Below are 23,625 nucleotides of genomic sequence, written 5' to 3' on the forward strand. Positions count from 1 at the left end.
GGCTATTCGTTTTCGGATTGTTGGTATCAGCGATAGATCGGCAAGAGCGCCTGTCTGACCAGCGTCAGGCCGTTGGCGATATCGCCGACCGGATCGGGCGCTGCATCCAGCTCGAGAATGGCCCAGCCTTCATAGCCACGGTCGCGCAGTAGTCTGGCCCAGCCCGGCCAATCGACCCGGCCGAGACCGAAGCCGCAGAAATAGGGGCGATGGCGGTCATGGATATGCTCATCGATGACGGTATCGGCGGGCATCGGACCCAGCGCATCCTTCCAATGAGCGATGATGACGCGCTCATGGTGACGATCGACAAGCTGCAGCGGATTGGAGCCCGCAACGATGATATGCGCCGTATCCGGGCACATATGCACGTAGGCGGGATCGGTCAGCAGCATCAGCAGATCGACATCACGCGCTGCCGCGAAGATCGAATGCGCCTCGGTGTGGAGAGCGAGCCGCACACCCTCGGCGTAGAGAGCGGCACCGAGACGATTGAGGAAATCGGCAATCTTGCGCGCCTGCTCGAAATCGAAGAACCGCGCCGGCTGAGCGCCGAGCGTCTGGCGAAGCGGCGCACCGATGACCATGATATCGCTGCCGCAGGCCTTGAGGAACTCGGCATATTTTTCGGCTTTGTCGATGATGGCGGCCTGTGCGGATGCCTCGGTGAAATCGCCGGCGGCTTCTAGTTCTGCAAAGAAGCCGCTCGCAAGCGTCAGCCCGCGGCTGGAAAGCTCTGCGGCAAACTTCTCGACCGAACCATAGGTCTTCGTCGCATCCTGCCAGTTGAAGGGCGAGAAGGTCAGCTCCACACCGGTGACGCCGGAGGCTTGCACCGCATCGAGTATCTTGTCCCAGAAGGCGCGGGGCTCGTTGCGCGATAGCGCGATGATGCCGTCATAATCCTCTACGCCCCAAAATCCGGGGTGGAAAAAGGTGACGAGATCGACACCAAAGCGCAGCCGTTCCGTAGAGGTCATGAGACTATCCGTTCTTAAGGCACGAAAAATCGCTCGCGGAACCATGATCCACGGCAAATAATCCATAATGATTTCAATGCACTGCGATTGGCAAACGTTTGCCGTGCCTGAATAGTAGACAAGTCGCTTTTTTATGCAAGCGATTTTTGGCAAACGTTTGCTAAGCAGTCGGGATTGCCGTAGCATTGCGTGTAAGAGGAATGGGGATGGACACCAAAAAGTGAAGAATAACAAGGATCTGCCGGCAGAAGAGCATTCCGGCCCCCTGATGGCGGATGTCGCTCGGCTGGCAGGCGTCGCAATCTCCACGGTGAGCCGGGCGCTCGCCAATCCCGGTCGGGTGAACCAGAAGACGCGCGCCAAGATCGATGCCGCCGCCAAGCAGCTCGGCTATACGCCCAATGCCATGGCGAGGGGGCTTCGTGTCGGCAAGTCCAACGTCGTCATGATCATTCTGCCGGGCTCGCTCTATTACGGTGTCTCGCAGGTCATTCCATTGGTTCTGCAGGGGATAAACCGCTCGTTGAGCCAGAATGGCTACCATCTGATGATTGCCAACCTCGATCGTGACGAGGCTTCGGAACGCCATATCCTCGATCTGGCTTTTGGTGGCACGGTGCGTGGTGCCATCATTCTCTCTTCGGATCTTCCGGTCGATGGCAGCCGCTCGTTTAAGGATTCGGCTCTACCTGTCGTCTCGCTTCTGTACGATATGAGCCATGCCGCCCTGCCGAGCGTCGTGACCAATGATCGGCAGGCCGTTCGCGAGGCCACGGCCGAATTGGTTGCTCTCGGCCACCGGCGTTTCCTTTATCTTGCCGGTCCGGAGGGCAATTATCACGACAGAGAACGCTATCTGGGTGCCGTTGAAGCGCTTGCCGCTGCGGGTCTGCCGGAGGCGGCGATCGTCAGGTCCGGCGGCAGCCTCGACTATCAGCATGGTTTCCAGATCGGCGTCGCTGCGGCGGCGGAATTTGCCGATCTCATCTTGAAGCCGACGGCCGTCATTGCCACGAGCGACGACATGGCGATCTCCTTCATGAGCTGCGTTCAACGCATGGGTTGGAAAATTCCGACCGACCTTTCCATCGTGTCCTTCGACGGCGCTCCAGTCTGTGAATATTCGCTGCCGCCGCTGTCGACCATCGAACAGCCTGTCGAGGAAATGGGTCAGATGGCCGTGAGCTTGCTGATGGAACGGATCGATGCGCCGGATAAGGCAGCGGCCCTGCGTCACGTCATCGAAAGCAAGCTCATTCGGCGCGAAAGCTTTGGTCCGGCGCCGTCAAATGTTTAGGGACGGCATTGCATCGCTCTCATCGCCTTCATCCCGTCCGAGCGACGAGCGGAACAGTCTCGGCGTTGTTCCGGTCCGCCGTTTGAAGATGTCGTAGAACCGGCTGCTGGAGCCGAAGCCGCAATCATAGGCGATCTGCAGGACCGGGCTGTTGGTTTCGGCGAGCTGCTGCATCGCCCGGGCCAGGCGATAACGCGTCAGATATTCGTTGACCGAGATGCCCAATACGCTGTGAAAGATCTTGTTGGCCGTGCTGGGATGGATGCCGGCGAGCCCGGCCAGCATCGGCAGGCTTACCGGTTCGCAATACCGGGTATGGATAAGGTCGGTCAATGTTTCGGTGCGCTGCACGGCAATACTGGCGGCCGGTGCCGAGCGCCGTCGGGCAAAGTCATGATCGTCGTCGGGAGCATCGAGAACGAAACGCCGTATTCTGAGCTTGACTTCGTCGAGGATCAGCCGACGCCGAGCCATGTCGCCGTGCTCCCAGTCGGCCACCCATTGCGGCAGGAGCACTGCGTCGGCGGGGTAGGGGCGGCTATCGGCCGAAAACCGTCCCTGCATGATCGCCTGCCGCACGTTGCGATCGATCGGCAAACTCAGGAAGTCGACGAGCGGAAGATAGATGCAGATGAGCGGAGCATTGGAGGTGACCGCAATCGTCTTGTGCGGAATGGCGGCCCAGAACAGCACCAGCCGCCCCGCTTCCACCTGCTCCTGCCTTCCGTTGAAAATATAGGTCATCTGCCCTTCCATGAGGAAGTTCAGCTCGACATGGCCGTGCCAATGCGCAGCGCTCATGGCATCGGCGATGTGCCGCTCGATCAGAAAGCCGCCGGCGGATGTGATGAGAGCTTCGCGCTCGACGGAATTGCTAGGTTTCGGCATGGGACCATCTGGTAGCGCGAATCCGGGAATAATTTCATTGATAGCAGGAGGAAATTCCGAATTGAAAGAGGCATGAGGTTCAAAGCCATTCCATGCGGAGATCCCTTCATGCCAAAGATCTGCCTGATCGGTGCCGGCAGCACCGTCTTTGCCCAGAATATTCTGGGCGACGTCCTTTCCAGTCAAGGTGGTGGCGACTACGTCATCAGCCTCTTCGACATCGATCCGGAGCGCCTGAAAACATCTGAAATCGTTGCACGGCGCATCTGCGAGGCGCTTCATCTCGACAAGGTGCACGTCGAGGCGACGCTCGACCGCAGGCAGGCGCTGCGGGGTTCGGATTTCGTCATTCTGATGATGCAGGTCGGCGGCTATAAGCCGGCCACGGTGACGGATTTCGATGTCCCGAAACGGTACGGGCTCCGGCAGACCATTGCCGATACGCTCGGAATCGGCGGCATCTTCCGCGGGCTTCGCACCATTCCGGTTCTCGAAGCGATCTGCCGCGACATGGAAGAAGTCTGCCCGAATGCCTTGCTCATGCAATACGTCAACCCAATGGCGATCAATTGCTGGGCGATCAAGGAGATTGCTCCGAGCATCCGGACCGTTGGTCTCTGCCACAGCGTGCAGCACACGGCCGCCCATCTTGCCGATTGCCTTGGCGAGGATGTCGCCGACATCAATTATCTCTCGGCCGGCATCAACCATATCGCCTTCTTTCTCAAATATGAAAAACTGCACGCCGACGGCAGCCGCGAAGACCTCTATCCGCGTCTGCGCGCTCTGGCCGAAGAACGACGGATTCCCGCTGACGATCAGGTGCGTTTCGACGTTCTGAAAAGACTTGGCCACTTCGTCACGGAATCGAGCGAGCATTTCTCGGAATATACATCCTGGTATATCAAGGAAGGCCGCAACGATCTGATCGAGCGGCTCAATATTCCCCTGGATGAATATATCCGCCGTTGCGAGGTCCAGATCGCCGAGTGGCACGAGTTGCGCCGCGACCTTGAAGGCGGCAAGCCGATCGATGTCTGCCGGAGCAATGAATATGCGGCCGGTATCATTCACGCGGCAGTCACCGGCCGGCCCGCGCTGATCTACGGAAATGTCCCGAACAACGGACTGATCCAAAATCTGTCTGACGAGTGCATTGTCGAAGTTCCATGCCATGTCGATCACAACGGCGTTCAGCCCATGCGCATCGGGCGGATGCCTTCGCAGCTCGCCGCCGTAATGAACTTGAGTATTTCCGTGCAAGGACTGACGGTCGAGGCGGCACTGGCGAAGAAACGGGATCGCATCTATCAGGCAGCCCTACTTGATCCGCACACCTCGGCGGAGCTGTCACCCGATCAAATATGGACGCTTGTTGACGATATGATTGAGCAGCACGGCAATCTTTTGCCCGCCTACCACTAGCCCACCACGTCTTGAGCGACGGTAATTGATGAGCGCGGTCTCTTCGAGAGAAGAGGCCGCGCGTTTGCATTTTAGGTTCAAGACGAATCGGAAATTAAATCAAAAAAAATCAGAATTATGATTGACATTGATCTTTTTGAGTGGAAACTTGAGCGAAATAGAAGCCTTCATGGGACAGGAGTTTTCGTTGAGCCAAGCTGGAGGAGTCAAAGTCGATCGTCTCGACGCTATTCGCAGCCATCTGTATGCGAATGGATTTTCGACCATTCAGGCGCTCGCGGATGCCATCGGTGCTTCCTTGGCAACGGTGCGCAGGGACTTGCAGGTTCTCGAGCGGGAAGGCGCCATCGACCGCGTGCATGGCGGCGCCCGGATCGCCGAGGGATCGTCAGTGGAGCTTGCCTTTCAGGAGCGGGCCAAGCGGCATCTGTCGGCCAAGCGCGTGATCGCAACGGCTGCCTACGATTTGCTGGCGCCGCGCACGGCCATTTTTCTCGATGCTGGTACGACGGTTCTGCAACTGGCACGGCTCATCCGTCTGAACCCGATGCCGCTTCGTATCTTCACCAATGGCCTGACGGTGGCGCAGGAATTCCTCAACATCCCCAATCTGGAAGTCGTCTTGCTCGGTGGCCAGCTTCGCAGTGAAAATGCTTCACTCGTCGGGCCGCAGGCCGAAGCGATGCTTGAGAGCATCTGGTTCGATCAACTCTTCCTCGGCGCAAGCGCCATCAGTCCGGATGGCGCGATCTATAGTGTCGACAGCGCCGAAGCGAGCCTCAACAGATGCATGCTCAGCCGGTCGGCGCACCGCTTCGTGCTCGCCGATTCCTCGAAGTTCGGCACGATGGCGACCTATAAGGTCGCCCCCTTGAGTGCAGCGAAGGTGATTACCGATGCGGGCCTTTCCGCGCATTGGCGCGGCGAGCTCGTCAATCTCGGCGTCGAGACGACGATCGCGGACCTCGGAGCGCCGGAATGAGCGACGAGCTGATCCTCGGCATCGATGGTGGCGGCAGCAAGGTGCTGGCGGCACTTGCCGACAGAGCCGGCAACGTGCTGCTTATGTCGCGCAGCGGCGGCGTCAATCCGATGGATAATCCGAACTGGCGGCGCGAACTGGATCTTGCGCTGCGCCCCTTCCTGGAGCGGGAGCAGCCGGCCGCCGTCGCTGCCGCGCTGCCGGCCTATGGCGAAGTGGCACACCTGTCGGAACAGCAGCGCGAGGCGATCGAAAGCAGCTTCCCCAAGGCCAAGCGGCATATTCTCAACGATGTCGATGCGGCTCATCTTGGTGCCTTTGCCGGCAAGCCCGGTATTCTCATCCTGTCCGGGACGGGTTCCATGGCCTGGGCACGCAACAGCGCTGGCGCATCTGCGCGCGTCGGCGGATGGGGCGATGTCATCGGCGACGAGGGCAGCAGCTATTGGATCGGACGGGCAGCTCTCAGCCTCGTCAGCCAGAGCCTCGACGGGCGGGCAGGTCCGACCGCGCTGGCGAAGGCCGTGTTCGAATTCCTGAACCTCGACAGCATCGACCCGGTCAATGCGTTGGGAGGATGGGTGAGCGAACTCGAAAACCCTCGCGCCAAGATCGCTGGCCTATCGATTCTCGTCGATCGCGTTGCGCGCTCTGGTGACCGAGCAGCGAAACAACTGATCGAACAGGCCGCATCCGAACTGGCAAAGCATGTTGAAGCCATAGCGCCGCATTGCGATCCGGCGGCAGACTGGACCTATGCCGGCGGAACATTTGCAAGCCGCGCCCTGCTTGCCGCGCTCGAGCGGCACATCGGCCGTCCAGCCGTGAGCCCGAAGCTTCCTCCCATCGGCGGCGCCCTTCTGGCGGCCGCCTGTTTTCTCGACTGGCCGGTGGATGACGGCTGGATCACGCAAATCGCCGCGACGGCAAAGACCGCAGCGGTGCATTCAGGTGAAGCAGACCTCAATAACAAGGAAAGAAGGGAACATGCGTAAATTTACTTTGCCATTCGTCGCTTTGGCGGCGCTCGTTGCCGCCGTTCCGGCTCTCGCTCAGGATGCGAAACCGCTTGCCGGACAATCGATTACGGTGCTGATGCCTTCGCCGCAGGCACCGAACATTCCCGGCGACTTCGAAGCCGAGACCGGCATTCACGTCAATATGCAGACACTCTCTTGGGACGATATCCGCCCGAAGCTCGTCACCTCGCTGATCGCAGGCACAGCACCGGCCGATGTCACCGAGTTCGATTGGTCGTGGACGGGCCAGTTCAGCGCCGCGGACTGGTATCTGCCGCTCAACGACGTGATCGATGCCGATACGGTCAAGGATATCGGCGTCTCCAAGATCTTCACGGTCAACGGCAATCTGCTCGGCGTGCCCTATACCAACGACTTCCGCGTCATGCTGATCAACAAGAAGCATTTCGCCGATGCGGGCATCACGACAATGCCGAAGACACTCGATGAGCTTGTCGCCGCCGCCAAGCAGATCAAGGAAAAGAAGATCGCGACCTATCCGATCGGCCTGCCGCTTTCGGCGACCGAAGGCGCGTCGACCAGCTGGTATCTGCTGACGAAAGCCTTTGGCGGCGAACTGTTCGACAAGGATTTCAAGCCGCTCTTCGTCTCGAAGGATTCCGCCGGCTACAAGGCGCTGGCCTTTGAATTGATGCTGCTGAAGGAAGGTCTCGTCGATCCCGCCTCCACCGGCCTCAAGGACAGCCAGATTAATGAGAGCATGTTTGCCCAGGGTGTGACCAGCATCATGATCTCAGGCGAGCCGGGCAGGATCGGTCAGATGAACGATCCCAAGCAGTCGAAAGTGGCAGGTCAGATCGAGGCGATCCTGGTGCCGACCGCAAGCGGCGAGACCCGCAGCTTCGGCCTTCCCGAAGCGCTCGCAATCCCCCGCGTTTCGCAGAACAGGGAAGCCGCCATCGCCTTCATCAAATGGTTCACGAGCAAGGACTTCCAGAAGAAGAACGCGGCCAATGGCGCATTGCCGACCCGCACATCGGCGCTTTCCGAACTCAATGCCGCCGGCCAATTGCTGAGCGGTGACACGCTTGTCGCGCAGTCGAAGACCGTCGAGCCTCTGTTTCCGCAGGGTACACCCCCTTGGTATCCGGAATTCTCAAGCGCGGTAAATACGGCCATCAATAGTGCGGCGAAGGGCCAGGTCACCGTCGATCAGGCCATGCAGAACATCGCCGAAGCGGCAAAGCAGGCATCGGCGCAATGACAATCGCAGTCTCTGCCGGTGGCAGGAGCAGGCGTGGTGCCGGCGTCAAGGCCGACACCATGCTGGGTATCCTGCTGGTTTCGCCGATCCTGATCACGATGGCGGCTCTTGTCTTCTACCCGATCGGAAGAACGGTGTGGGACAGCCTGCACAGGGTCAATCCGATGCAGGCGGGAACGCCCTTTGTCGGGCTGGAAAACTACACGCGCATGCTCTCCGACGGGCAATTGGGCACGACCTGGGTCAATACGTTTCTCTACGTTGTACTCGCAGTCGTGGCCGAGACGGTGTTCGGCGTGCTTGCCGCCGCCCTCATCAATCAGGTCAAGGTCGGCCGGCAATGGCTGCTCGCGGCCGTGGTCCTGCCCTGGGCGCTGCCCGGTGTCGTCAATGCGGTGATCTGGCTCTGGATCTACCAACCCGGTGCGGGATTGCTGAACGGCATTCTCTCGGCGGCAGGCTTGCCTTTCGAGAACCATGTCTGGTTCAACGATCGCACTAGCGCCATCATCGCAGTCACGGTGGTTCACGTCTGGCGCATGATGCCCCTGACCGTCGTCATCGTGCTGGCCGCCATGCAGAGCATTCCCGCTCATCTCTATGAGGCCGCGCGCATCGATGGCGCAACGCGCACACAGATGTTCGCCCTTGTTACGCTTCCGCTGGTGCGCAGCGCCATTGCCGTTGCCATGACCAACGCGACCGTCAATGCATTCAACCTCTTCGACGAGGCCTGGGTCTTGGCGGGTTCCAGCCTCGAGACGCGGCCGGTTCTCGTCCAGATCTATCTCGAGACCTTCCAGAACCTGCGCTTCTCCTATGGCATGGCCTTGTCTCTCGTGATCACGTTGGTCTCGCTGCTGGTCTCGCTTGTCTATGTCCTGCGCGTCTATCGCAACACCCGGTTTGACTGATGAAACAGAGCCTTTCCTATCGTTTGTTGATCTGGGCCGGCGTTGCGGTTCTCTTGATCTGGTCGCTCGGGCCGATCTATTGGACGCTCGCAAGCTCCATCACGCCGACCGAGGATTTCTCGGCCCGACCCATCCATTTCTTTCCGCAGCATTTCACGCTGGATCATTTCTCGCGCCTCTTCGGCATCGATATTGCCAGGATCGGCGGAGTCCAGGTCTGGTCGCAGTTTCGCGCTGCACTGATCAACAGTATCGTAACTTCGGTGGCTGCAACACTTCTTTGCGTGGCTATCTCTGCGCTCGGCGCCTATGCCTTCACGCGGATCCAGTTTCCCGGCCGTGGCTTTCTGTTTGCCGCCGTCGTCGCGACGCTCGCAATTCCCGGTTATGCGGTGCTCATTCCGCTTTATCGGATCATGATCAGCCTGCATCTGGTCGACACCTATGTGGGCGTGGCGCTGATCTATGTCTCGGCTTACCTGCCCCTATCACTCTGGCTGTTGCGGAGCGTCTTCGAGGCGTTGCCGATCGCGCTTGAAGAGGCGGCACAGCTCGATGGCGCCGGCAGGCTCTACATCTTCTTCAACATCGTTCTGCCGCTCGCCGGTCCCGGCCTGACGGCAGCGGCAATTCTGACCTTTCTTGGCGCATGGGGGCAGTATCTCGTCCCGCTCATCTTCTCGCCACAGGCGACAAAGCCCCTGACGGTACTGATCCCGGAATTCGTCACTAAGAACTTCATCGACTATGGGCTGATCACGGCAAGCGGATCGATTGCCATCATCATTCCCGCCCTGGTCGTCATCTTTCTCAATCGATACCTCGTCAGCGGTCTGCTGGCCGGATCGGTCAAGTAAATCGGAGCTAGTATGAATACGACGGAAAAGGTGATCTTCGAGCAATTTCCTTATTGGGAAAAGGCGATCGGACCGGTCTCCGCCCCGCATGATGCCGAACTGACGGTTTTTCTGGGCTGCGGCACATCCTACAATCTCGCTTTGTCGCTTGCGGCTCACGCCAATCTTGCCGGCTATCCGGCGATTGCCGCGCCGGGTGCGGAATGGCTGAACCGGCCGGCCGCCTTCTGGCCGCGCTGGCAGAAGGTCCATCTGGTGGCCCTTTCGCGCAGCGGGGAGACGACGGAAACCGTTGCCGCTGCCAAGGCAAGCCGCAAAGCCGGCGTTTTCGTCACCGCCATCACGGTCGAGCCTGAAAGCTCGCTTGCTAGGAATTGCGACCGGCTGATCGAAGCGGCGACCCACAGCGATGAGGGCATCGTCATGACGGTCTCGGCGAGCCTCATGCTGCTTCTGGGCATGCAGATGGTCGGCGTGGAGATCCCGCCATCGATCGCCCAATCCGCACGCCGTCTGGTCGATCAGCTCGATGCGGCTCTTCCGAAGATCATCGAAGGTCGGTCGCATTTCGTTTTCCTCGGCAGCGGACCGCTCTACGGCATTGCCCTGGAAGGCGCCTTGAAGTTGATGGAGATGAGCCAGATCATCACGCAGGGCTTTCATCCCCTGGAATACCGGCACGGACCGATCAGCCTCGTCGATGGCAACACGGCGGTCGTCATGCTCTACAGTGCCGATCAGAAGGCTGCGGAAGTGTTGCTGGTCGAGGAGCTACGGCAAAAGGGTGCGGCCGTCATCGGCTTTGGCGGCCCAGGCGATCTGGAACTCGTTGTCGATTGCGATCCGGCACTCGCGGGCCTCTGCGCGCTGCCGGCTCTGCAGATCCTCGGCGAACGTGCAGCGCAGTCGAAGGGTGTCGATACGGTATCGCCCCGCCACCTGACCAAGGTCGTGATGCTCGGATGAACGCCTTCGTCGAACACAATCGTGGCATTGCGCTGAAGAAGCTTCTCGGCGATCGCGTCAGGGCACTGCCGCGCGGGATCACATCGGTCTGCTCCGCGCATCCGCTCGTTATCGAGGCGGCACTGAGGCGTGCGGCCTTAGATGAGGCGCTCGCGCTGATCGAAGCGACCTGCAATCAGGTCAATCAGGATGGTGGCTATACCGGAATGACGCCACGCGACTTCCGCCGTTTCGTCGAAGACATAGCCGCCGCAGTCGGCTTTCCTGTCGACCGCATCATCCTTGGCGGCGACCATCTTGGGCCGAACCCGTGGAGGAAGCTGCCCGCAGAGGAAGCGATGGCGAAGGCCGAGGCGATGATTGCGGCCTATGTCGAAGCAGGTTTCGAAAAGATCCACCTCGATACATCGATGGGCTGCGCCGGCGAGCCCATAGCGTTGGCCGACGAGCTGACGGCGGAACGCGCCGCGCGGCTTGCCCGCGTGGCGGAACAGGCTGCTCTTCGCTCCGGCCGCCGGCCACCCGTCTATATTATCGGAACCGAAGTGCCGCCGCCGGGCGGCGCCACCCATGCCCTCGACGAGCTTGAGGTGACGCGACCCGAGGCGGCGATAAACACACTGGCAGTGCATCGTGCCGCCTTCGCCAAGGCCGGTGTCGAAGGCGCTCTGGAGCGGGTGATCGCCATTGTCGTCCAGCCCGGCGTCGAGTTCGGCAATGCCAATGTCGTCCTTTACAGACCGGATCGTGCGGATGGTTTGGTTGGCGCTCTCGACCAGATGCCCGGCTTGCTCTTCGAGGCGCATTCGACGGACTATCAGCCTGAGGACGCGCTTGCCGCCCTCGTGGAGGGCGGTTTCGCGATCCTCAAGGTCGGGCCAGGCCTGACCTTTGCCCTGCGTGAGGCGCTCTATGGCCTCGATGCTATCGCGTCGGTTCTCGCCGGAAGGGTTCTGTCTGATGCGATCTATGCGACGATGGAGGCCGTCATGCTCGAAAGTCCGGGTCATTGGAATTCCCATTATGGCGGCTCGGCTGAGGAACAGCGCTTGCAGCGCCATTTTAGCTATAGCGACCGCATGCGCTATTATTGGCCGAACGAGAAGGCCGCCGCGGCAGTCGAGGCTCTGCTTGCGCGCTTCGAGGGCGATATTCCGGAAACGCTCATCAGCCAATATCTCGGCCGGGTCTATCCGGCAGTGGTCGCGAAGAAGGTTCTGCCTCGGGCGCGTGATCTCTGTATTGCGGCGATCGACGCGGCCCTGGAACCTTATTCTGCAGCCACGATCGCATAGGTCACCTTGGCGCGCTGCCCGGCCCTGGTGGTCGGCAAGGGCGTTGGCGATCAGACACACGCTTTTCTAATTGGAGATCATAATGGCATCGGTCAGCGTGACGAGTGTCCGCAAGAGCTACGGTCACTTCGAAGTTCTGCATGGGGTGGATATCGATATCGAGGACGGCGAATTCGTCATTCTCGTCGGCCCTTCGGGCTGCGGAAAATCGACACTTCTTCGCATGATCGCCGGACTGGAGGAGATCAGCGGCGGTGATGTCGCGATCGGCGGCCGGGTGGTCAACGATGTCGAACCCAAGAGCCGTGACATCGCCATGGTGTTCCAATCCTACGCGCTCTATCCGCATATGACCGTCGAGGCGAATATGGGCTTTTCGCTTCGATTGGCCAAGGCGCCGAAGGAAGAGATCCGGCAGCGCGTGCGCGATGCGGCGCAGATCCTCGGTCTCGAAAACCTGCTCGACCGCTATCCGCGCAACCTGTCCGGCGGCCAGCGCCAGCGTGTCGCCATGGGCCGTGCGATCGTGCGTCAACCGCAGGTGTTTCTTTTCGACGAGCCGCTATCCAACCTGGATGCAAAGCTGCGCGTACAGATGCGCTCCGAAATCAAGCAGCTGCATCAGCGCCTGCGTACGACCACCATCTACGTCACTCACGACCAGATCGAAGCCATGACGATGGCGGACCGGATCGTCGTCATGCGTGACGGCTATGTCGAGCAGATCGGCTCGCCTCTGGACCTGTACGACCGGCCCGCCAACCTCTTCGTTGCCGGCTTCATCGGCTCCCCTGGGATGAACCTTATCCGCGGCAAGATCAGCAGTACCGGCCCGCTGGAATTCGTCGCCGACGGCGGAGCGCGCCTTCCGTTGCCCGCGGGGCTCGAAGTCGCGCGCGGCGCAGAGATTGTCTACGGCATACGGCCCGAAAATATTGCCATAGGCGAGGGCGGCATCGATGCCGAAGTCGTCGTGGTGGAGCCCACCGGTGCAGAGACCCTGATCGTCTCGCGTATCGGGTCCGACGATCTCGTCATAGCGTTGCGCGAACGGGTCAGCACGCGGGCTGGCGGCCGTCTTTCGTTGATACCTGACCTTGGGCGGCTGCATCTTTTCGACGGGGCGACTGACCGGCGGCTGGAGTAAGCTCATTCGCCATTGCTCGCCGCCACCAGCCTCAAAGTCGGTTTGCGTTGCAGCATCCGAGGGCAGGCGACCCGATCGGTGGTAGCGAGAAGACTTTGGTTTCAGTCGGCAGCCAGCCAGGCTTTAATCCCTGTGAGGCTATGAAAGTCGTCGACTGCACGCACTCTTACCCCAGGTAGCGCGAGACCTGCCATCTCCGCCAGGGCTCGACCCGGCCCCAGTTCGAGGATCGTCGTTGCGCCACGTTCGGCCAAGGCTTCGATCACGCTTGCCCAATCGATCCTCTCGGCCAGTTGCCGCGCAAGCCCCCCGCGGGCGCGTTCCGGATCGACAACAAGCGTGGCACCGTTGGCAGTCATGAGGCGCAGCGCCGGGCGACTCATGACGGCCGAAGCGAGAGTTTTGTCAAACGGTGCCACCGCACCGGCGAGCCGCGGTGTATGGGAGGCGACATGCACCGGCATCGGCGCAGCACGTGCCGCACCTTCTTCCAGCGCGGCGGTGCATAGGGCATCGATCGATTGCCTGGCGCCGCCGAGGATGAACAGGAGAACGGGGTTCACGATGGCGATGGCGCAGTGGAAACGATCGGCAAGCTCCTGCGCCGCCGCCATTGGCAAACCACGCACATAGCCAAGCCCGTCATCCGGCCCACCGGCAGCGTCCATTTCCCGCGCCCGCTGATCGACCAGCCTCAAAGTGTCCATGGGCGACCAGATCCCAGCCACCCCCCACGCCGCCATTTCACCGACGCTGTAACCGGCCACCATCGTTTCGCTTGGCGCGCCGGCCGGGAAAAGGGCGCGAGCAATCGCAAGCGCACGCGTCACGCACAGGATCTGACCTTCGCGGTTTGCGTGCAACGCGGCTTCGGGTACGGTCCGGCAGAATTCCGTTGGGTGCGTCCCCAGCACAGCGGTCGCGGCTTCGAAAACGAGCTGTGCTTCGGATTCTGCCGCCAGCAGCCGGAACATTTCCCGGCTCTGGTGACCTTGGCCCGAACACAGCAGCGCAAGGGTCACGATTCCAACACCTCGGTAAACAGCGCCATGGCAAGGAGATCGGCGCAACCGCCCGGGCTGAGATTGCGCGCCACGAACGCCTGGTGAATAGCCTTGGCATCCCATCGCCAGTTCGCGCGCGCGACCCCGCCATCAGCCAGGAAGGCGCGGGCCTTCTCACGCGCGAAATTCAACCCTTCCGGGCCGGCGCGATAAAGCAGATTGCTGTCGTCGACCACCGCGATCAGAGCCATGCAGGCATGAACCCTTGCGGCTTCTTCGTCACCCGTGGCCAGGCGACGCCCTTCGGCAAGCGCCGGACGGGCGATATCGTAGACGCATGGCATACCGGCGGCCGCCTCGGCCCGCGCACCGCCGACCTGGTAGCGTCGCGCCACGATGCCGCCGTGACTGTCGTGCTCCGGCGCCTTTTTGAGGATGTCGCGTCCCCAACGCTGTGCGACAAGGGTGCCGAGCGGTGCCTGCCAGGCACAGGTCGCCGCCAGGCCGGCCGCCGCCGCCAGCAGGCCGAGGCCGAAGATGGCGCCGCGATGGGTATTCACCCCTGCCGTCGCATCCCGCATTGCCTTTTCCGCCTCAATGCCGATTTGCCGCAGGCGATCCATGCCCATGTCCATGGCGCCGGCCTCGGCAAGCGCGATGAAGAATGGCTCCAGCGTCCGGGCGCTCAGGCGCAGAAGATCCGCATCCATATCGGCATGAGCGCCGTTGTCGATATGGCTGACCAATCCAGGCTTGGGCCAGGTCTCTACCTCCAGGATCAGCGCTTGTGCGGCATACCGCCCGATCAGCCCGGGATCGCAATGCTTGACGATGACAGGGCATCGTTCAGCCAGCAACGGAAACGTCATGCAAAGAGCGCCTCCCGCGCAATCAAGGCCGATCCGATATGGGATTTGATCAAGATCTCCGGATTTCCCGACAGCCATTCCCGCCACTGGACGGCCGTGCCGGAAGGCGTGATCAATTCGGCGTCGATCCGCATCGGCGCGCATTCGGCAATATCATTCAGCAACGCCGTTACTTGCATCGCATCGGCGTCCGAGCGGCACTCGACCAGAAGATCGAGATCGGAAGTATCGGTCAGATAGGAGAGGCCGGTCAGGTATTGCCAAGCCAAACTTCCGAAACAGCGACAAGAGGGGGCTGACTCCAGAAGCGCGCCAATGGCCGGGCCCCATTGCGCCGGCGCCGCGGGCAGCGCATCCCTTAATAGAGGAGGAGGTGTGGTCCGTATCACGGCAGCGGGCGGACAGGCGAGGGCAAGCCGTTTGCGTCCCATGCCCGGAGGAAGAGGCAGCCCCAGGGGCACGATGTCCGCCGCGTCGCTGCAGGTCCGACGACGGAAGATTGCTGGTCGCCCCAACGCCGCCCAAGCCATCAGATCGGGCTCCATTTCGCCCTTGATCTGTCCATGGAGCAGGCCCGGCCAGGCTTCGGAGCGCACATAGGCAAGATCGTGGCGGCGGAGGGCGGCAACATCAACCATGGAGCAAAGCCAGCCGTTCTACTTCGGCCGCAATCATGGCAGCCTTTAGTCGGCCGCCCCGATCAGCGCCCCATTGCGCGCGTAGATCACGCGAAACAGGCTTGGTAAGAAGTGCGGCAAGTTGAGCGTTCAAGGAGGTGGCCGGATCCCAGACTTCCGCTATCGCGCCGGTTGCAAGCAGATTATCGAGGCCGGGCGCGAAAACGGGCGTCGTCTCGGCCTTTTCCTTCAGGGTGGTGAGCGGCAGCTTGGTCACCCTAGCCATGGATGGTAGGTCCATGACTTCGGGCCAGGCCGTGGGCAAAGCAACAAGCGATCCGCAGGCCAGCGCGGTAGCGATAAAGGCGCCGGCAGCGCTGCCGCCATAGAGAAGGCCGATCGTACGGTGTCCCGCATGCTCAGCCTGCCACAGGGCCTTTGCTAAATGCGCCAGTGCCTCGCTGAGACCCAGCAGTTCATCACGCCGGCTCATGCGTTGACTGCCGGAGTCGACCAGGAACAATAGGGGCGAGCTGTCCGGCCGCCGCGCGACTGACAGGATATGCCCGGCCAGCGCTATCGCCTCATCGACGCCTGGATAGGTCTTGTCGGTAACGCCGATCAGATCGATCCGGTTTTGTTGGTCCAACCGGCCCCAGCCGGTAACGAGCCCATCCGCCTGCGTTATCTCATGGCCGGCGGGAAAGAGTGAGGACAGGATATCAGCGAGCTGCATCGGCGTTCTCCCGATGGATATTGGCTGTGGTGAGGAACGCCCCGATGTCCCGCTCCGGTATTTGCCCGGGGTCGTCAACATGCAGCCGCGCCCATATCTCGATGGCATCATGGGCATCGCCAAAATGGCGCAATCGATGTTCGAGCCGCGTCTGTTCTGCTTGCAGCACCGTCAGGTCCAAAGTGGCTGGCCGTTGCAGCGCGGCAATCGCACCGGCCCGGAAGGCGGCGATATCGTCTTCGACGAAGACATCAACCCCGCCAATGAGGTAGCGATGCTTGCCGCCCATGGTTCGCCAGACGAGTGCCCGATCGCGCGAGTCGAATTCTTCCACGCCTTTGTTCGTCTCGATGACCTCCGGCCCGGACACGGATAAACGACCCTGCTCGGAAATGACGAGCGCCGAACAGCAGCCGGCAATCAGGCTGCCGCCGCCATAGCAGCCCGCCCGGCCGCCAAGAAGACCGATGACGCGCACACTCTCGGATCGCGCGTCCAGTACGGCACGCATGATCTCGGAGATTGCCAATTCACCGGCATTGGCTTCCTGGAGGCGCACGCCGCCCGTGTCGAAGAGAATGACGATATCCCGCCGCATCTTAGCTGCAGCATGCAGCAGGCCCGTCAGCTTGGCCCCGTGCACCTCGCCGATGGCGCCGCCCATGAAGCGCCCTTCCTGGGCGGCCACCAGTACGGGGCGGCCGTCGATGCGGCCGGCTCCGACGATGATGCCATCGTCGAACTGCCGGGGCAAATCGAAGAGTGAAAGGTGAGGGCTCGTCTCCCGTCGTTCCGGGCCCAGGAATTCGGTGAAGCTGTCGGCATCGAGCAGATGCAGCAGCCGGCCACGGGCAGATTCTTCATACCAGCTTCGGCGCAGCGTGCGGGGATCGGTCATTCTGGCTTCTCCATCAGCCGCACGCCCTGGGCCAGGCGTAGCGCCACCATGTCCGGCCGGGCGCCGCCGTCATTGATCGTGATGCGCAGACCGCCGGCAGCAGCGCGCGCCGCGAAATCCTCGGTGACTGCCGCCCAAAGCTCGGCGAAACCATGGGCCGGCGTCGCGATCTCGATGACGCAACGGCCGGGCGCCTCCCGCCGTTCAAGCAATATCTCGAGGTTGCCCGAAGCGACGACGCCCACCAGAGCCACGGCGCGGGTTCCGCCGGTCTGCGTCGATTTCAATTCGTAAAGCAGATTTTCCATGACGGTGGCCTACCAATTGCGGAACCGGGAAGGCGGCCTGTACAGGCCGCCGGAGGCAAGCATCAGATCCTTGATGGAATGCGCAGCCAGCAGGCTGCGATCGGCATCCAAGGGATCAATTCCAAGGTCTTCGGGACGCTGGATGACTTTGCGCTGACGTAGGTGCTCCACCATCTTGCGGTCTCGGGCACGGCCGACTTCGGTGTAACCGGCAACGCCGCGGATCGCCTGTTCCCGCTCTTGCCCGTCATGGCACAGCAGCAGATTGGCGATCCCCTCTTCCGTCACGATATGGGTCACGTCATCACCGTAAACCATCACGGGGGCCAGATCGAGCTGCAGCTTGTCGGCCAGATCCAGGGCGGCCAGACGCTCGACGAACATCGGCACCATGCCATCGCCGAAGGTTTCGCCGATCTGGACGACCAGTTTGCGGCCCCGGCGCAGGGCAGGGGTAGCTGCGGCGGGGTCGGCTTCGCGGCCCGCACGCAGCCAGGCTTCGCTCGGATGGCGCCGGCCCCGCGCGTCCGATCCCATATTGGGGGCGCCGCCAAAGCCGGCGACCCTGCTGCCGGTCACGGTCGAACTGTTGCCGGAAAGGTCGATCTGCAGCGTCGAGCCGATGAACATGTCGCAGGCATAGAGGCCGGCGGTCTGGCAGAAGGCGCGATTGGAACGCAGCGAGCCGTCAGGCCCGGTGAAAAAAATGTCGGGGCGGGCCCGCATATAGTCTTCCATGCCCACTTCGGAGCCGAAGCAATGGATCTGCTCCACCCATCCGGCCTCGATGGCGGGGATCAGAGTGGGATGAGGGTTCAGTGCCCAGTGCGTGCAGACCCTGCCCTTCAATCCCAGTCGTTCGCCATAGGTCGGCAGCAGCAGTTCGATGGCCGCGGTGTTGAAGCCGATCCCATGGTTCAGACGACGCACGCCATAGGGCACATACAGCCCCTTGATCGCCAGCATTGCCGTCAGGATTTGCGTTTCGGTAATCGCCGCCGGATCGCGCGTGAACAGTGGCTCCACATAGAAGGGCCGCTTGGCATCCACGACGAAATGAACCTGGTCGGCGGGAATGTCGACGCGCGGCACGCGATCGACGATCTCGCCCACCTGGGCGACGACCAGTCCCTTGCCGAAGCTTGTGGCTTCCACGACCGTTGGCGTGTCTTCCGTATTCGGCCCGGTGTAGAGATTTCCCGCCTTGTCCGCGCTGACCGCGGCGATCAGCGCGACTTGTGGCGTCAGATCAATAAAGTAGCGGGCGAAGAGTTCCAGATAGGTGTGGACCGCACCCAGTTCGATCTGGCCGCCGAACATCATACGCGCGATGCGGGCCGACTGCGGGCCGGAATAAGAAAAATCGAGCCGCCGGGCAACGCCGCTTTCGAAAATATCGAGATGCTCCGGCAAGACCACACCCGATTGCACCATATGCAGGTCGTGTATCTTCGCGACATCGACCTTGGACAGCGCCTTGGCCAACAGGTCGGCCTGCTTCTGATTGTCACCTTCGAGGCAAACACGATCTCCAGGCTTCATGATCGCTTCCAGAAAGGCGACGAGCTGCTGCGGGTCGACGAGCTTGCCGGCGGAGAAGCGCTGGCCGGCTTCGAGACGCGCCAGCCTGTCGCGACCTTTTGTATTCCAATCAAGCATTTGATTGCCCTTTGTATGCGCAGGAGCGTGTTCCTGGAAATATAATGTACACACAATTGCGAAAACAGCAACAACGTGTATTTTAAAATCGTCGTGCGGTTTATCTGTATGCATTGGAGGAGGAAAAATGTTGAGCTTGTATTTCTATGGAAGCGCATGCGGGGAGGATCGCTCATGATGATCTCCGGTGTCGCAATGCTTGCCCTTTGCACCCTCTTGGGGAGCATTCTCGGTGATCTCCTGGGGGTGGCGCTTGGCGTGAAGGCGAATGTCGGCGGTGTCGGCATTGCCATGATCCTGCTCATCGCCACGCGGCTTTGGCTGAGCAGGCGGGGCTTGTTGACGCTGCCGCTCAAACTCGGTGTCGAGTTCTGGGGCGCCCTCTACATTCCAATCGTCGTTGCCATGGCCGCTCAACAGAATGTGCTGGTGGCCGCGCGCAGCGGTCCGCTGGTGCTGATCGCCGGCATCGTGACGGTGTTCGTTTGTTTCGCGACCGTCGCCCTGATGAGCCGCATCGGCGAGAGAGGCGAAACGATGGACGAAATCGAAGCGAAGGCCAGGGGTGAGCTTGCCACCTCCGGCAATCCGGTCTGAGGGAGGCCGCGCCATGGAGATCTTGAAGCATGACTTGACCGCCAACAGCCTCCTCACCGCATTTGCGATCGTTGGATTGGTCATGTGGCTGTCCAATGCCATCTCGAAACATGTCCTGTTTGGCCGCGTCCACGGCTCGGCCATAGCAATCGTCCTGGGGCTTGCTGCGGCCTTTGCTGCAGGTCTGTGGACCGGGGGCGAGAAGGGGGTGGTGGATATTCCCATCCTCAGTGGCATCGGTCTGATGGGCGGAGCCATGCTGCGCGATTTCGCCATCGTCGCCACGGCCTTTGAGGTTGATGTCGGCCAAGCACGCAAAGCTGGCGCTGTCGGTGCGCTTGCCCTGGGCCTCGGCACCGTTCTTCCGTTCATTGTCGGCTCGTTGCTGGCGGTCGCTTTCGGTTACACGGACGCCGTATCCATAACGACGATCGGCGCCGGTGCCGTTACCTACATCGTGGGACCTGTCACAGGAGCAGCTCTGGGCGCAAGCTCGGCCGTGATCGCGCTGTCGATTGCGACCGGTGTTTTCAAGGCAGTCCTTGTCATGGTCGGAACCCCGATCGTGGCCAAGGCGATCGGTCTCGACAATCCCCGCAGCGCCATGGTGTTCGGTGGCCTGATGGGAACCGTCAGCGGCGTGTCCGGCGGCTTGGCGGCGACCGATCGCCGTCTCGTCCCCTATGGCGCACTGACGGCCACCTTTCATACGGGGCTGGGCTGCCTCGTTGCGCCTTCGATCCTCTACCTTGCCGTACGGGCGATTGCCGGCGGCTGAAACAATATGGGAAGCCCGTCGAACCGGTGCAGGAGAAGGCTCTTAGACGCCGCATCCTGCACGGGAACGCCAGACACGATTCGGCGCGCTCGGCGATACCTCAACACTTGCCGATCCGGCTGTTGTCGATGACCTTCTCGCCAACAGGCAAAACAGGCCGGATGCGGCGTGATGCTTCATATCGATTGCTATCTGTCGAATTGGATGGTGTAAAACTGAATTGTTGCCCGCCAAATCGGAAACAAGGTTTGAAATGACGGAATTTGACGAAGCTGGATCGATCGGTCAGCGCATTAAACTTGTGCTGATGGATGAGATTTCCTCCGGCGCCATAAGGCCCGGCACAAGCCTGGACGAGGCAACGCTCAGCAGCCGCTTCGGCGCATCCCGCACGCCGGTAAGGGACGCTCTCCGTCAACTGGAGGCGATCGGCCTGGTCGAGATTCGCCCGCGGCGAGGCGCAACCGTCCTGCCGCTGACCTTGCCGCGGCTGATGGAGATGTTCGAAGTGACCGCCGAGATGGAATGCATGTGCGTCCGTCTGGCGACCCATCGGATAACGGGCGTGGAGCGCGCGGTTCTGACCGAAATTCATGAGCGTTCCGAACTCGCGGCGAAGGCAGACGACTTCGAACAGTATGACAAGCTCAATTTGTCCTTCCACGAAACGCTGTATCGCGGTGCGCATAATGAATTTCTGTTTGATGAATTGATGAGGCTGCGGGCCAGACTTCTGCCGTTCCGCAGGACTCAGCTGCGGCAACCGAAGCGATTGACGGCTTCATTCCTTGAGCACGAGGCGATACTGCGCGCCATGATCCGGGGCGATGCGACGGAAGCAGCCCTGGTCATGCGCGAGCACATGCTGAATGCGGCTCTGGCATTGGCGCGCTATATGGAAATCGACGAGGCAGCCGAATGAACAGCCAAACGATTCCACCGTCGCGTAAGCTGTCCGGATCTCAGGATGCATCCGGCAGGCTGCTCAATCTATCCCAATCTGATCCCGCCCTAAAAGCTCGGGTCAATCACAGGAATTGCTACCGCCGCAGCTGGTTGATTTTAGCGGACTGAGCAGCATCCGAAGCACTTCCCAGTCTGCTGTGGCTCGTCGGCCTTCGAGGTATTTCGAGCGTAATGGTAAGGCCGCTGGCAGCGGGCAGTGACGCAAACACGCGACCGCCATGGCGCTCGATCGCCTGCCGGGCAATTGCAAGACCAAGACCGTATCCGTCTCCGGTCACGGCGTCGTTGCCGCGTGAAAAGGGCTGAAAGATGCGCTCCAGCTCGTCTCGCCTGACGCCCGGTCCCTGATCGGCGACGCGAACAGTGAGGACGCCGTCCTTTATCTCGCAAAGCACGGCTACGTGTGAGCGGGTATCCGTATATTTGACCGCGTTTCGCACGACATTTTCCAGCGCCCTGTAGATCAATTCCCCCTCGACTTCAGCCGGGAATGCGCCGCCGATGCTGGTGGTGATCGAAACATCGCGAGTCTGGGCCTCGAACGTCGCATCGGCCAGGATTTCGTTCAGGAGTTCGATGACATCGAGGGATTGGGTTTTCAACGGCATGCTTGAGGTGGCGGTCAGCCGGGCAAGTGTCAGGATTTCACCCACCAGCACATCAAGGCGCTCGACCTCCCGGTCCATACGGTCCAGCATGGCATCGAGTTTCGCGGGGCTCTGCCGCAGGACCCCTACGGCGGCCTGCAGGCGGGACAATGGCGAGCGCAATTCGTGAGACACATCGTGAAACAGCTGCTGCTGTGCGTCCTGAAGCTCCTGCAATCGCGCGGCGCTGGCATCGAAGTCATGCGCGAGCGCCGTGACCTCGTCCGTTCGTCCCGCCATCTTGTCGCCGATGCGGAAGTCGAAGCGGCCATTTGCAAGCGCGCTCAGGCCGTTTCGCAGATGCACGACAGGGCGGATGAGATATCGGGCGAGTGCACCGGCCGCGATCGTGCTCGAAATCAGGATCGTGAGCCACGGCAATATGGGAGCAAGGTTTTCAAAGGTGAAACTCATCGGCGTCGCTGCGAAAATTCGGTAGCAACTCCCGTCCTTCAAAACCGATCGTGTGTCCGCCGCGTTCTCCTGGGGGCATATATTGGCGTTCGCGGTCGTCGACACGGAAAGGCCAATCGGTTGCGTTTTTTCGCTGGTGAACACGAAACGTCTGGCGGCGTCCTCGCCATCCTCGGTCAGGATGTTTGCAGCAAGGTTGACGAGGAGCGCCCGCCTGTCCTGTTCCAGCTCACGTGCGAAGGGGACCGCCTGAATGAGCTTGACTGTAATTATCACGGCGCCCACGGTTGCTGCGAGCGTCAGCCAGATGATCGTGAAGAACTTCCAGAAGAGTTTTGGCATGGTCAATCCACGAGCAGTTGATAGCCCAAGCCTCGCACGGACTGGATCCAGGATTGCCCGTCCTCTCGCAGGCCGAGTTTCTGACGAACGCTGCTGATATGAACATCGATGCGGCGATCGAAGGGCGTAAGCGGCTTTCCGAACGCCTGCTTGGAAATGTCCTGCTTTGACACCAGCTGGCCGGCGTTGCGAGCAAGGACTTCCAGCAGACCGAACTCCGTGCCGGTCAACTCGAGCGGCTCGCCGCACCATTCGGCGCTTCTTTTGCCCGGATGGATCACGAGCCGACCTGCTTTTACGGCGTCAATCGACGCAGCTGCCGGCTGATGCGTCCGCCGCAAGATCGCACGCAGCCTCGCCGCAAGTTCGCCCGGCGAGCACGGCTTCGGGACATAATCGTCGGCACCAAGGTTCAGACCGGATATCCTGTCGATGTCATCGCCTCTTGCCGTCAGCATCAGCACGGGGATCTGGCTGAGCTTGCGGATACGCTGCAGAACCTCGATCCCGTTCATCCGGGGCATCATGATATCGAGGACGATGATGTCGACCGTATTTGCCGCGGCGGCCGCAATAGCCGCGCGCCCATCCGTGTCGGTTGCGACATCATATCCTTCCTCGGTGAGATATTCCTGCAAAAGCATCGTTAGCTCGACATCATCGTCGATGAGAAGAACCTTGCTCATTCATCCTGTCCATCGTTCATATCGGCAACGCATACAGTATAAAGGCGGTGCTCAGGCCAAGTTTTACATAACTTAACACTCACTTGACCGCACTTAACATTCGTTCGGC

Annotated in this window: 24 protein-coding genes; 13 read left to right on the top strand and 11 right to left on the bottom strand. The window is 61.0% G+C overall.

Annotated features, from left to right (window positions below; genetic code table 11):
• Positions 1-26: 26 nt before the first annotated feature.
• Entirely contained in the window at positions 27-980 is a 954-nt protein-coding gene (locus PH562_RS00670) for a sugar phosphate isomerase/epimerase family protein (protein WP_285170909.1), read from the bottom strand.
• A 220-nt stretch (positions 981-1,200) separates the two neighbouring features.
• On the opposite strand from PH562_RS00670, the gene PH562_RS00675 reads away from it, so the two are divergent.
• Entirely contained in the window at positions 1,201-2,277 is a 1,077-nt protein-coding gene (locus PH562_RS00675; protein ID WP_285170910.1) for a LacI family DNA-binding transcriptional regulator, read from the top strand.
• On the opposite strand, the gene PH562_RS00680 is transcribed toward PH562_RS00675, so the two are convergent.
• On the bottom strand, positions 2,266-3,165 hold the full coding sequence (locus tag PH562_RS00680) for a helix-turn-helix domain-containing protein (RefSeq protein ID WP_285170912.1): 900 nt from the start codon (positions 3,163-3,165) through the stop codon (positions 2,266-2,268). The genes PH562_RS00675 and PH562_RS00680 overlap by 12 nt on opposite strands.
• A 108-nt stretch (positions 3,166-3,273) precedes the next feature.
• On the opposite strand from PH562_RS00680, the gene melA reads away from it, so the two are divergent.
• The 9 genes from melA to PH562_RS00725 all read left to right on the top strand — a co-directional run bounded on the left by melA (position 3,274) and on the right by PH562_RS00725 (position 12,995).
• On the top strand, positions 3,274-4,590 hold the full coding sequence (gene melA / locus PH562_RS00685; protein ID WP_113407054.1) for an alpha-glucosidase/alpha-galactosidase: 1,317 nt from the start codon (positions 3,274-3,276) through the stop codon (positions 4,588-4,590).
• Positions 4,591-4,777: 187 nt separating this feature from the next.
• Positions 4,778-5,572: a DeoR/GlpR family DNA-binding transcription regulator gene (locus PH562_RS00690; protein WP_285170914.1), complete on the top strand. Its 795-nt coding sequence runs from the start codon at positions 4,778-4,780 to the stop codon at positions 5,570-5,572.
• Complete coding sequence (locus tag PH562_RS00695) at positions 5,569-6,567, top strand: N-acetylglucosamine kinase (RefSeq protein ID WP_285170915.1); 999 nt, start codon at positions 5,569-5,571, stop codon at positions 6,565-6,567. The genes PH562_RS00690 and PH562_RS00695 overlap by 4 nt, the downstream gene beginning before the upstream one ends.
• Positions 6,560-7,816: an ABC transporter substrate-binding protein gene (locus PH562_RS00700; RefSeq protein WP_285170916.1), complete on the top strand. Its 1,257-nt coding sequence runs from the start codon at positions 6,560-6,562 to the stop codon at positions 7,814-7,816. Before PH562_RS00695 ends, PH562_RS00700 begins: the two co-directional genes overlap by 8 nt.
• Entirely contained in the window at positions 7,813-8,730 is a 918-nt protein-coding gene (locus PH562_RS00705; RefSeq protein WP_285170918.1) for a carbohydrate ABC transporter permease, read from the top strand. Before PH562_RS00700 ends, PH562_RS00705 begins: the two co-directional genes overlap by 4 nt.
• Positions 8,730-9,587, top strand: coding sequence for a carbohydrate ABC transporter permease (locus PH562_RS00710; protein ID WP_095438757.1), 858 nt, complete (start codon positions 8,730-8,732; stop codon positions 9,585-9,587). The genes PH562_RS00705 and PH562_RS00710 overlap by 1 nt, the downstream gene beginning before the upstream one ends.
• Before the next feature lie 12 nt (positions 9,588-9,599).
• Positions 9,600-10,553 (top strand): SIS domain-containing protein, encoded by a 954-nt coding sequence (locus tag PH562_RS00715; protein WP_285170924.1) that lies wholly within the window; start codon positions 9,600-9,602, stop codon positions 10,551-10,553.
• Positions 10,550-11,848: a D-tagatose-bisphosphate aldolase, class II, non-catalytic subunit gene (locus tag PH562_RS00720; protein ID WP_285170927.1), complete on the top strand. Its 1,299-nt coding sequence runs from the start codon at positions 10,550-10,552 to the stop codon at positions 11,846-11,848. Before PH562_RS00715 ends, PH562_RS00720 begins: the two co-directional genes overlap by 4 nt.
• Positions 11,849-11,930: 82 nt before the next feature.
• Positions 11,931-12,995 (top strand): ABC transporter ATP-binding protein, encoded by a 1,065-nt coding sequence (locus PH562_RS00725; RefSeq protein ID WP_285170929.1) that lies wholly within the window; start codon positions 11,931-11,933, stop codon positions 12,993-12,995.
• A 101-nt stretch (positions 12,996-13,096) separates the two neighbouring features.
• On the opposite strand, the gene PH562_RS00730 is transcribed toward PH562_RS00725, so the two are convergent.
• Genes PH562_RS00730 through mdcA form a run of 7 tightly spaced genes read right to left on the bottom strand, consistent with a single transcriptional unit; the run spans position 13,097 to position 19,086 of the window.
• The gene (locus tag PH562_RS00730) at positions 13,097-14,017 is read right to left on the bottom strand and encodes an ACP S-malonyltransferase (protein ID WP_285170931.1); all 921 of its coding nucleotides are present in this window, start codon (positions 14,015-14,017) and stop codon (positions 13,097-13,099) included.
• On the bottom strand, positions 14,014-14,868 hold the full coding sequence (mdcB, locus tag PH562_RS00735; protein WP_285170932.1) for a triphosphoribosyl-dephospho-CoA synthase MdcB: 855 nt from the start codon (positions 14,866-14,868) through the stop codon (positions 14,014-14,016). Before mdcB ends, PH562_RS00730 begins: the two co-directional genes overlap by 4 nt.
• On the bottom strand, positions 14,865-15,506 hold the full coding sequence (mdcG, locus tag PH562_RS00740) for a malonate decarboxylase holo-[acyl-carrier-protein] synthase (RefSeq protein WP_285170935.1): 642 nt from the start codon (positions 15,504-15,506) through the stop codon (positions 14,865-14,867). Before mdcG ends, mdcB begins: the two co-directional genes overlap by 4 nt.
• Positions 15,499-16,221, bottom strand: coding sequence for a biotin-independent malonate decarboxylase subunit gamma (locus PH562_RS00745; protein WP_285170937.1), 723 nt, complete (start codon positions 16,219-16,221; stop codon positions 15,499-15,501). The genes mdcG and PH562_RS00745 overlap by 8 nt, the downstream gene beginning before the upstream one ends.
• Positions 16,208-17,119 (bottom strand): biotin-independent malonate decarboxylase subunit beta, encoded by a 912-nt coding sequence (locus tag PH562_RS00750; RefSeq protein ID WP_285170939.1) that lies wholly within the window; start codon positions 17,117-17,119, stop codon positions 16,208-16,210. Before PH562_RS00750 ends, PH562_RS00745 begins: the two co-directional genes overlap by 14 nt.
• Positions 17,116-17,427 (bottom strand): malonate decarboxylase acyl carrier protein, encoded by a 312-nt coding sequence (gene mdcC, locus PH562_RS00755; protein WP_285170941.1) that lies wholly within the window; start codon positions 17,425-17,427, stop codon positions 17,116-17,118. The genes PH562_RS00750 and mdcC overlap by 4 nt, the downstream gene beginning before the upstream one ends.
• 9 nt (positions 17,428-17,436) lie before the next feature.
• Positions 17,437-19,086 (bottom strand): malonate decarboxylase subunit alpha, encoded by a 1,650-nt coding sequence (gene mdcA, locus PH562_RS00760; RefSeq protein ID WP_285170942.1) that lies wholly within the window; start codon positions 19,084-19,086, stop codon positions 17,437-17,439.
• Between the two features lie 174 nt (positions 19,087-19,260).
• Here mdcA and madL point away from each other — a divergent pair, with 174 nt between their 5' ends.
• From madL to PH562_RS00775, 3 genes are all read left to right on the top strand, one after another.
• Positions 19,261-19,683, top strand: a complete 423-nt coding sequence (madL, locus tag PH562_RS00765) for a malonate transporter subunit MadL (RefSeq protein WP_095439008.1) — start codon at positions 19,261-19,263, stop codon at positions 19,681-19,683.
• Positions 19,684-19,696: 13 nt separating this feature from the next.
• Positions 19,697-20,461: a malonate transporter subunit MadM gene (gene madM / locus PH562_RS00770; RefSeq protein ID WP_113232473.1), complete on the top strand. Its 765-nt coding sequence runs from the start codon at positions 19,697-19,699 to the stop codon at positions 20,459-20,461.
• A 253-nt stretch (positions 20,462-20,714) separates the two neighbouring features.
• Positions 20,715-21,383 carry a GntR family transcriptional regulator gene (locus PH562_RS00775; RefSeq protein ID WP_069614115.1) on the top strand — a complete coding sequence of 223 codons (669 nt, stop codon included), beginning with the start codon at positions 20,715-20,717 and terminating at the stop codon, positions 21,381-21,383.
• A 118-nt stretch (positions 21,384-21,501) separates the two neighbouring features.
• On the opposite strand, the gene PH562_RS00780 is transcribed toward PH562_RS00775, so the two are convergent.
• Complete coding sequence (locus PH562_RS00780) at positions 21,502-22,830, bottom strand: HAMP domain-containing sensor histidine kinase (RefSeq protein WP_285170952.1); 1,329 nt, start codon at positions 22,828-22,830, stop codon at positions 21,502-21,504.
• 2 nt (positions 22,831-22,832) lie between these two features.
• Positions 22,833-23,516 (bottom strand): response regulator, encoded by a 684-nt coding sequence (locus PH562_RS00785; protein WP_285170957.1) that lies wholly within the window; start codon positions 23,514-23,516, stop codon positions 22,833-22,835.
• Positions 23,517-23,625: the final 109 nt, after the last annotated feature.

Origin of the sequence: Rhizobium centroccidentale, from assembly GCF_030182565.1 — a bacterium.
Lineage (GTDB): Bacteria > Pseudomonadota > Alphaproteobacteria > Rhizobiales > Rhizobiaceae > Rhizobium.

Excerpts from the sequence above, each read along its gene's own strand:
- PH562_RS00725 (WP_285170929.1), top strand. The coding sequence starts at position 11,931 with ATGGCATCGGTCAGCGTGACGAGTGTCCGCAAGAGCTACGGTCACTTC.
- PH562_RS00745 (WP_285170937.1), bottom strand. The coding sequence starts at position 16,221 with ATGCAGCTCGCTGATATCCTGTCCTCACTCTTTCCCGCCGGCCATGAG.
- madM (WP_113232473.1), top strand. The coding sequence starts at position 19,697 with ATGGAGATCTTGAAGCATGACTTGACCGCCAACAGCCTCCTCACCGCA.
- PH562_RS00780 (WP_285170952.1), bottom strand. The coding sequence starts at position 22,830 with ATGCCAAAACTCTTCTGGAAGTTCTTCACGATCATCTGGCTGACGCTC.
- PH562_RS00710 (WP_095438757.1), top strand. The coding sequence starts at position 8,730 with ATGAAACAGAGCCTTTCCTATCGTTTGTTGATCTGGGCCGGCGTTGCG.
- PH562_RS00700 (WP_285170916.1), top strand. The coding sequence starts at position 6,560 with ATGCGTAAATTTACTTTGCCATTCGTCGCTTTGGCGGCGCTCGTTGCC.
- PH562_RS00750 (WP_285170939.1), bottom strand. The coding sequence starts at position 17,119 with ATGACCGATCCCCGCACGCTGCGCCGAAGCTGGTATGAAGAATCTGCC.
- PH562_RS00775 (WP_069614115.1), top strand. The coding sequence starts at position 20,715 with ATGACGGAATTTGACGAAGCTGGATCGATCGGTCAGCGCATTAAACTT.
- PH562_RS00715 (WP_285170924.1), top strand. The coding sequence starts at position 9,600 with ATGAATACGACGGAAAAGGTGATCTTCGAGCAATTTCCTTATTGGGAA.
- mdcC (WP_285170941.1), bottom strand. The coding sequence starts at position 17,427 with ATGGAAAATCTGCTTTACGAATTGAAATCGACGCAGACCGGCGGAACC.
- mdcA (WP_285170942.1), bottom strand. The coding sequence starts at position 19,086 with ATGCTTGATTGGAATACAAAAGGTCGCGACAGGCTGGCGCGTCTCGAA.
- PH562_RS00705 (WP_285170918.1), top strand. The coding sequence starts at position 7,813 with ATGACAATCGCAGTCTCTGCCGGTGGCAGGAGCAGGCGTGGTGCCGGC.
- madL (WP_095439008.1), top strand. The coding sequence starts at position 19,261 with ATGATGATCTCCGGTGTCGCAATGCTTGCCCTTTGCACCCTCTTGGGG.
- melA (WP_113407054.1), top strand. The coding sequence starts at position 3,274 with ATGCCAAAGATCTGCCTGATCGGTGCCGGCAGCACCGTCTTTGCCCAG.
- PH562_RS00720 (WP_285170927.1), top strand. The coding sequence starts at position 10,550 with ATGAACGCCTTCGTCGAACACAATCGTGGCATTGCGCTGAAGAAGCTT.
- PH562_RS00695 (WP_285170915.1), top strand. The coding sequence starts at position 5,569 with ATGAGCGACGAGCTGATCCTCGGCATCGATGGTGGCGGCAGCAAGGTG.
- PH562_RS00785 (WP_285170957.1), bottom strand. The coding sequence starts at position 23,516 with ATGAGCAAGGTTCTTCTCATCGACGATGATGTCGAGCTAACGATGCTT.
- mdcB (WP_285170932.1), bottom strand. The coding sequence starts at position 14,868 with ATGACGTTTCCGTTGCTGGCTGAACGATGCCCTGTCATCGTCAAGCAT.
- mdcG (WP_285170935.1), bottom strand. The coding sequence starts at position 15,506 with ATGGTTGATGTTGCCGCCCTCCGCCGCCACGATCTTGCCTATGTGCGC.
- PH562_RS00680 (WP_285170912.1), bottom strand. The coding sequence starts at position 3,165 with ATGCCGAAACCTAGCAATTCCGTCGAGCGCGAAGCTCTCATCACATCC.
- PH562_RS00670 (WP_285170909.1), bottom strand. The coding sequence starts at position 980 with ATGACCTCTACGGAACGGCTGCGCTTTGGTGTCGATCTCGTCACCTTT.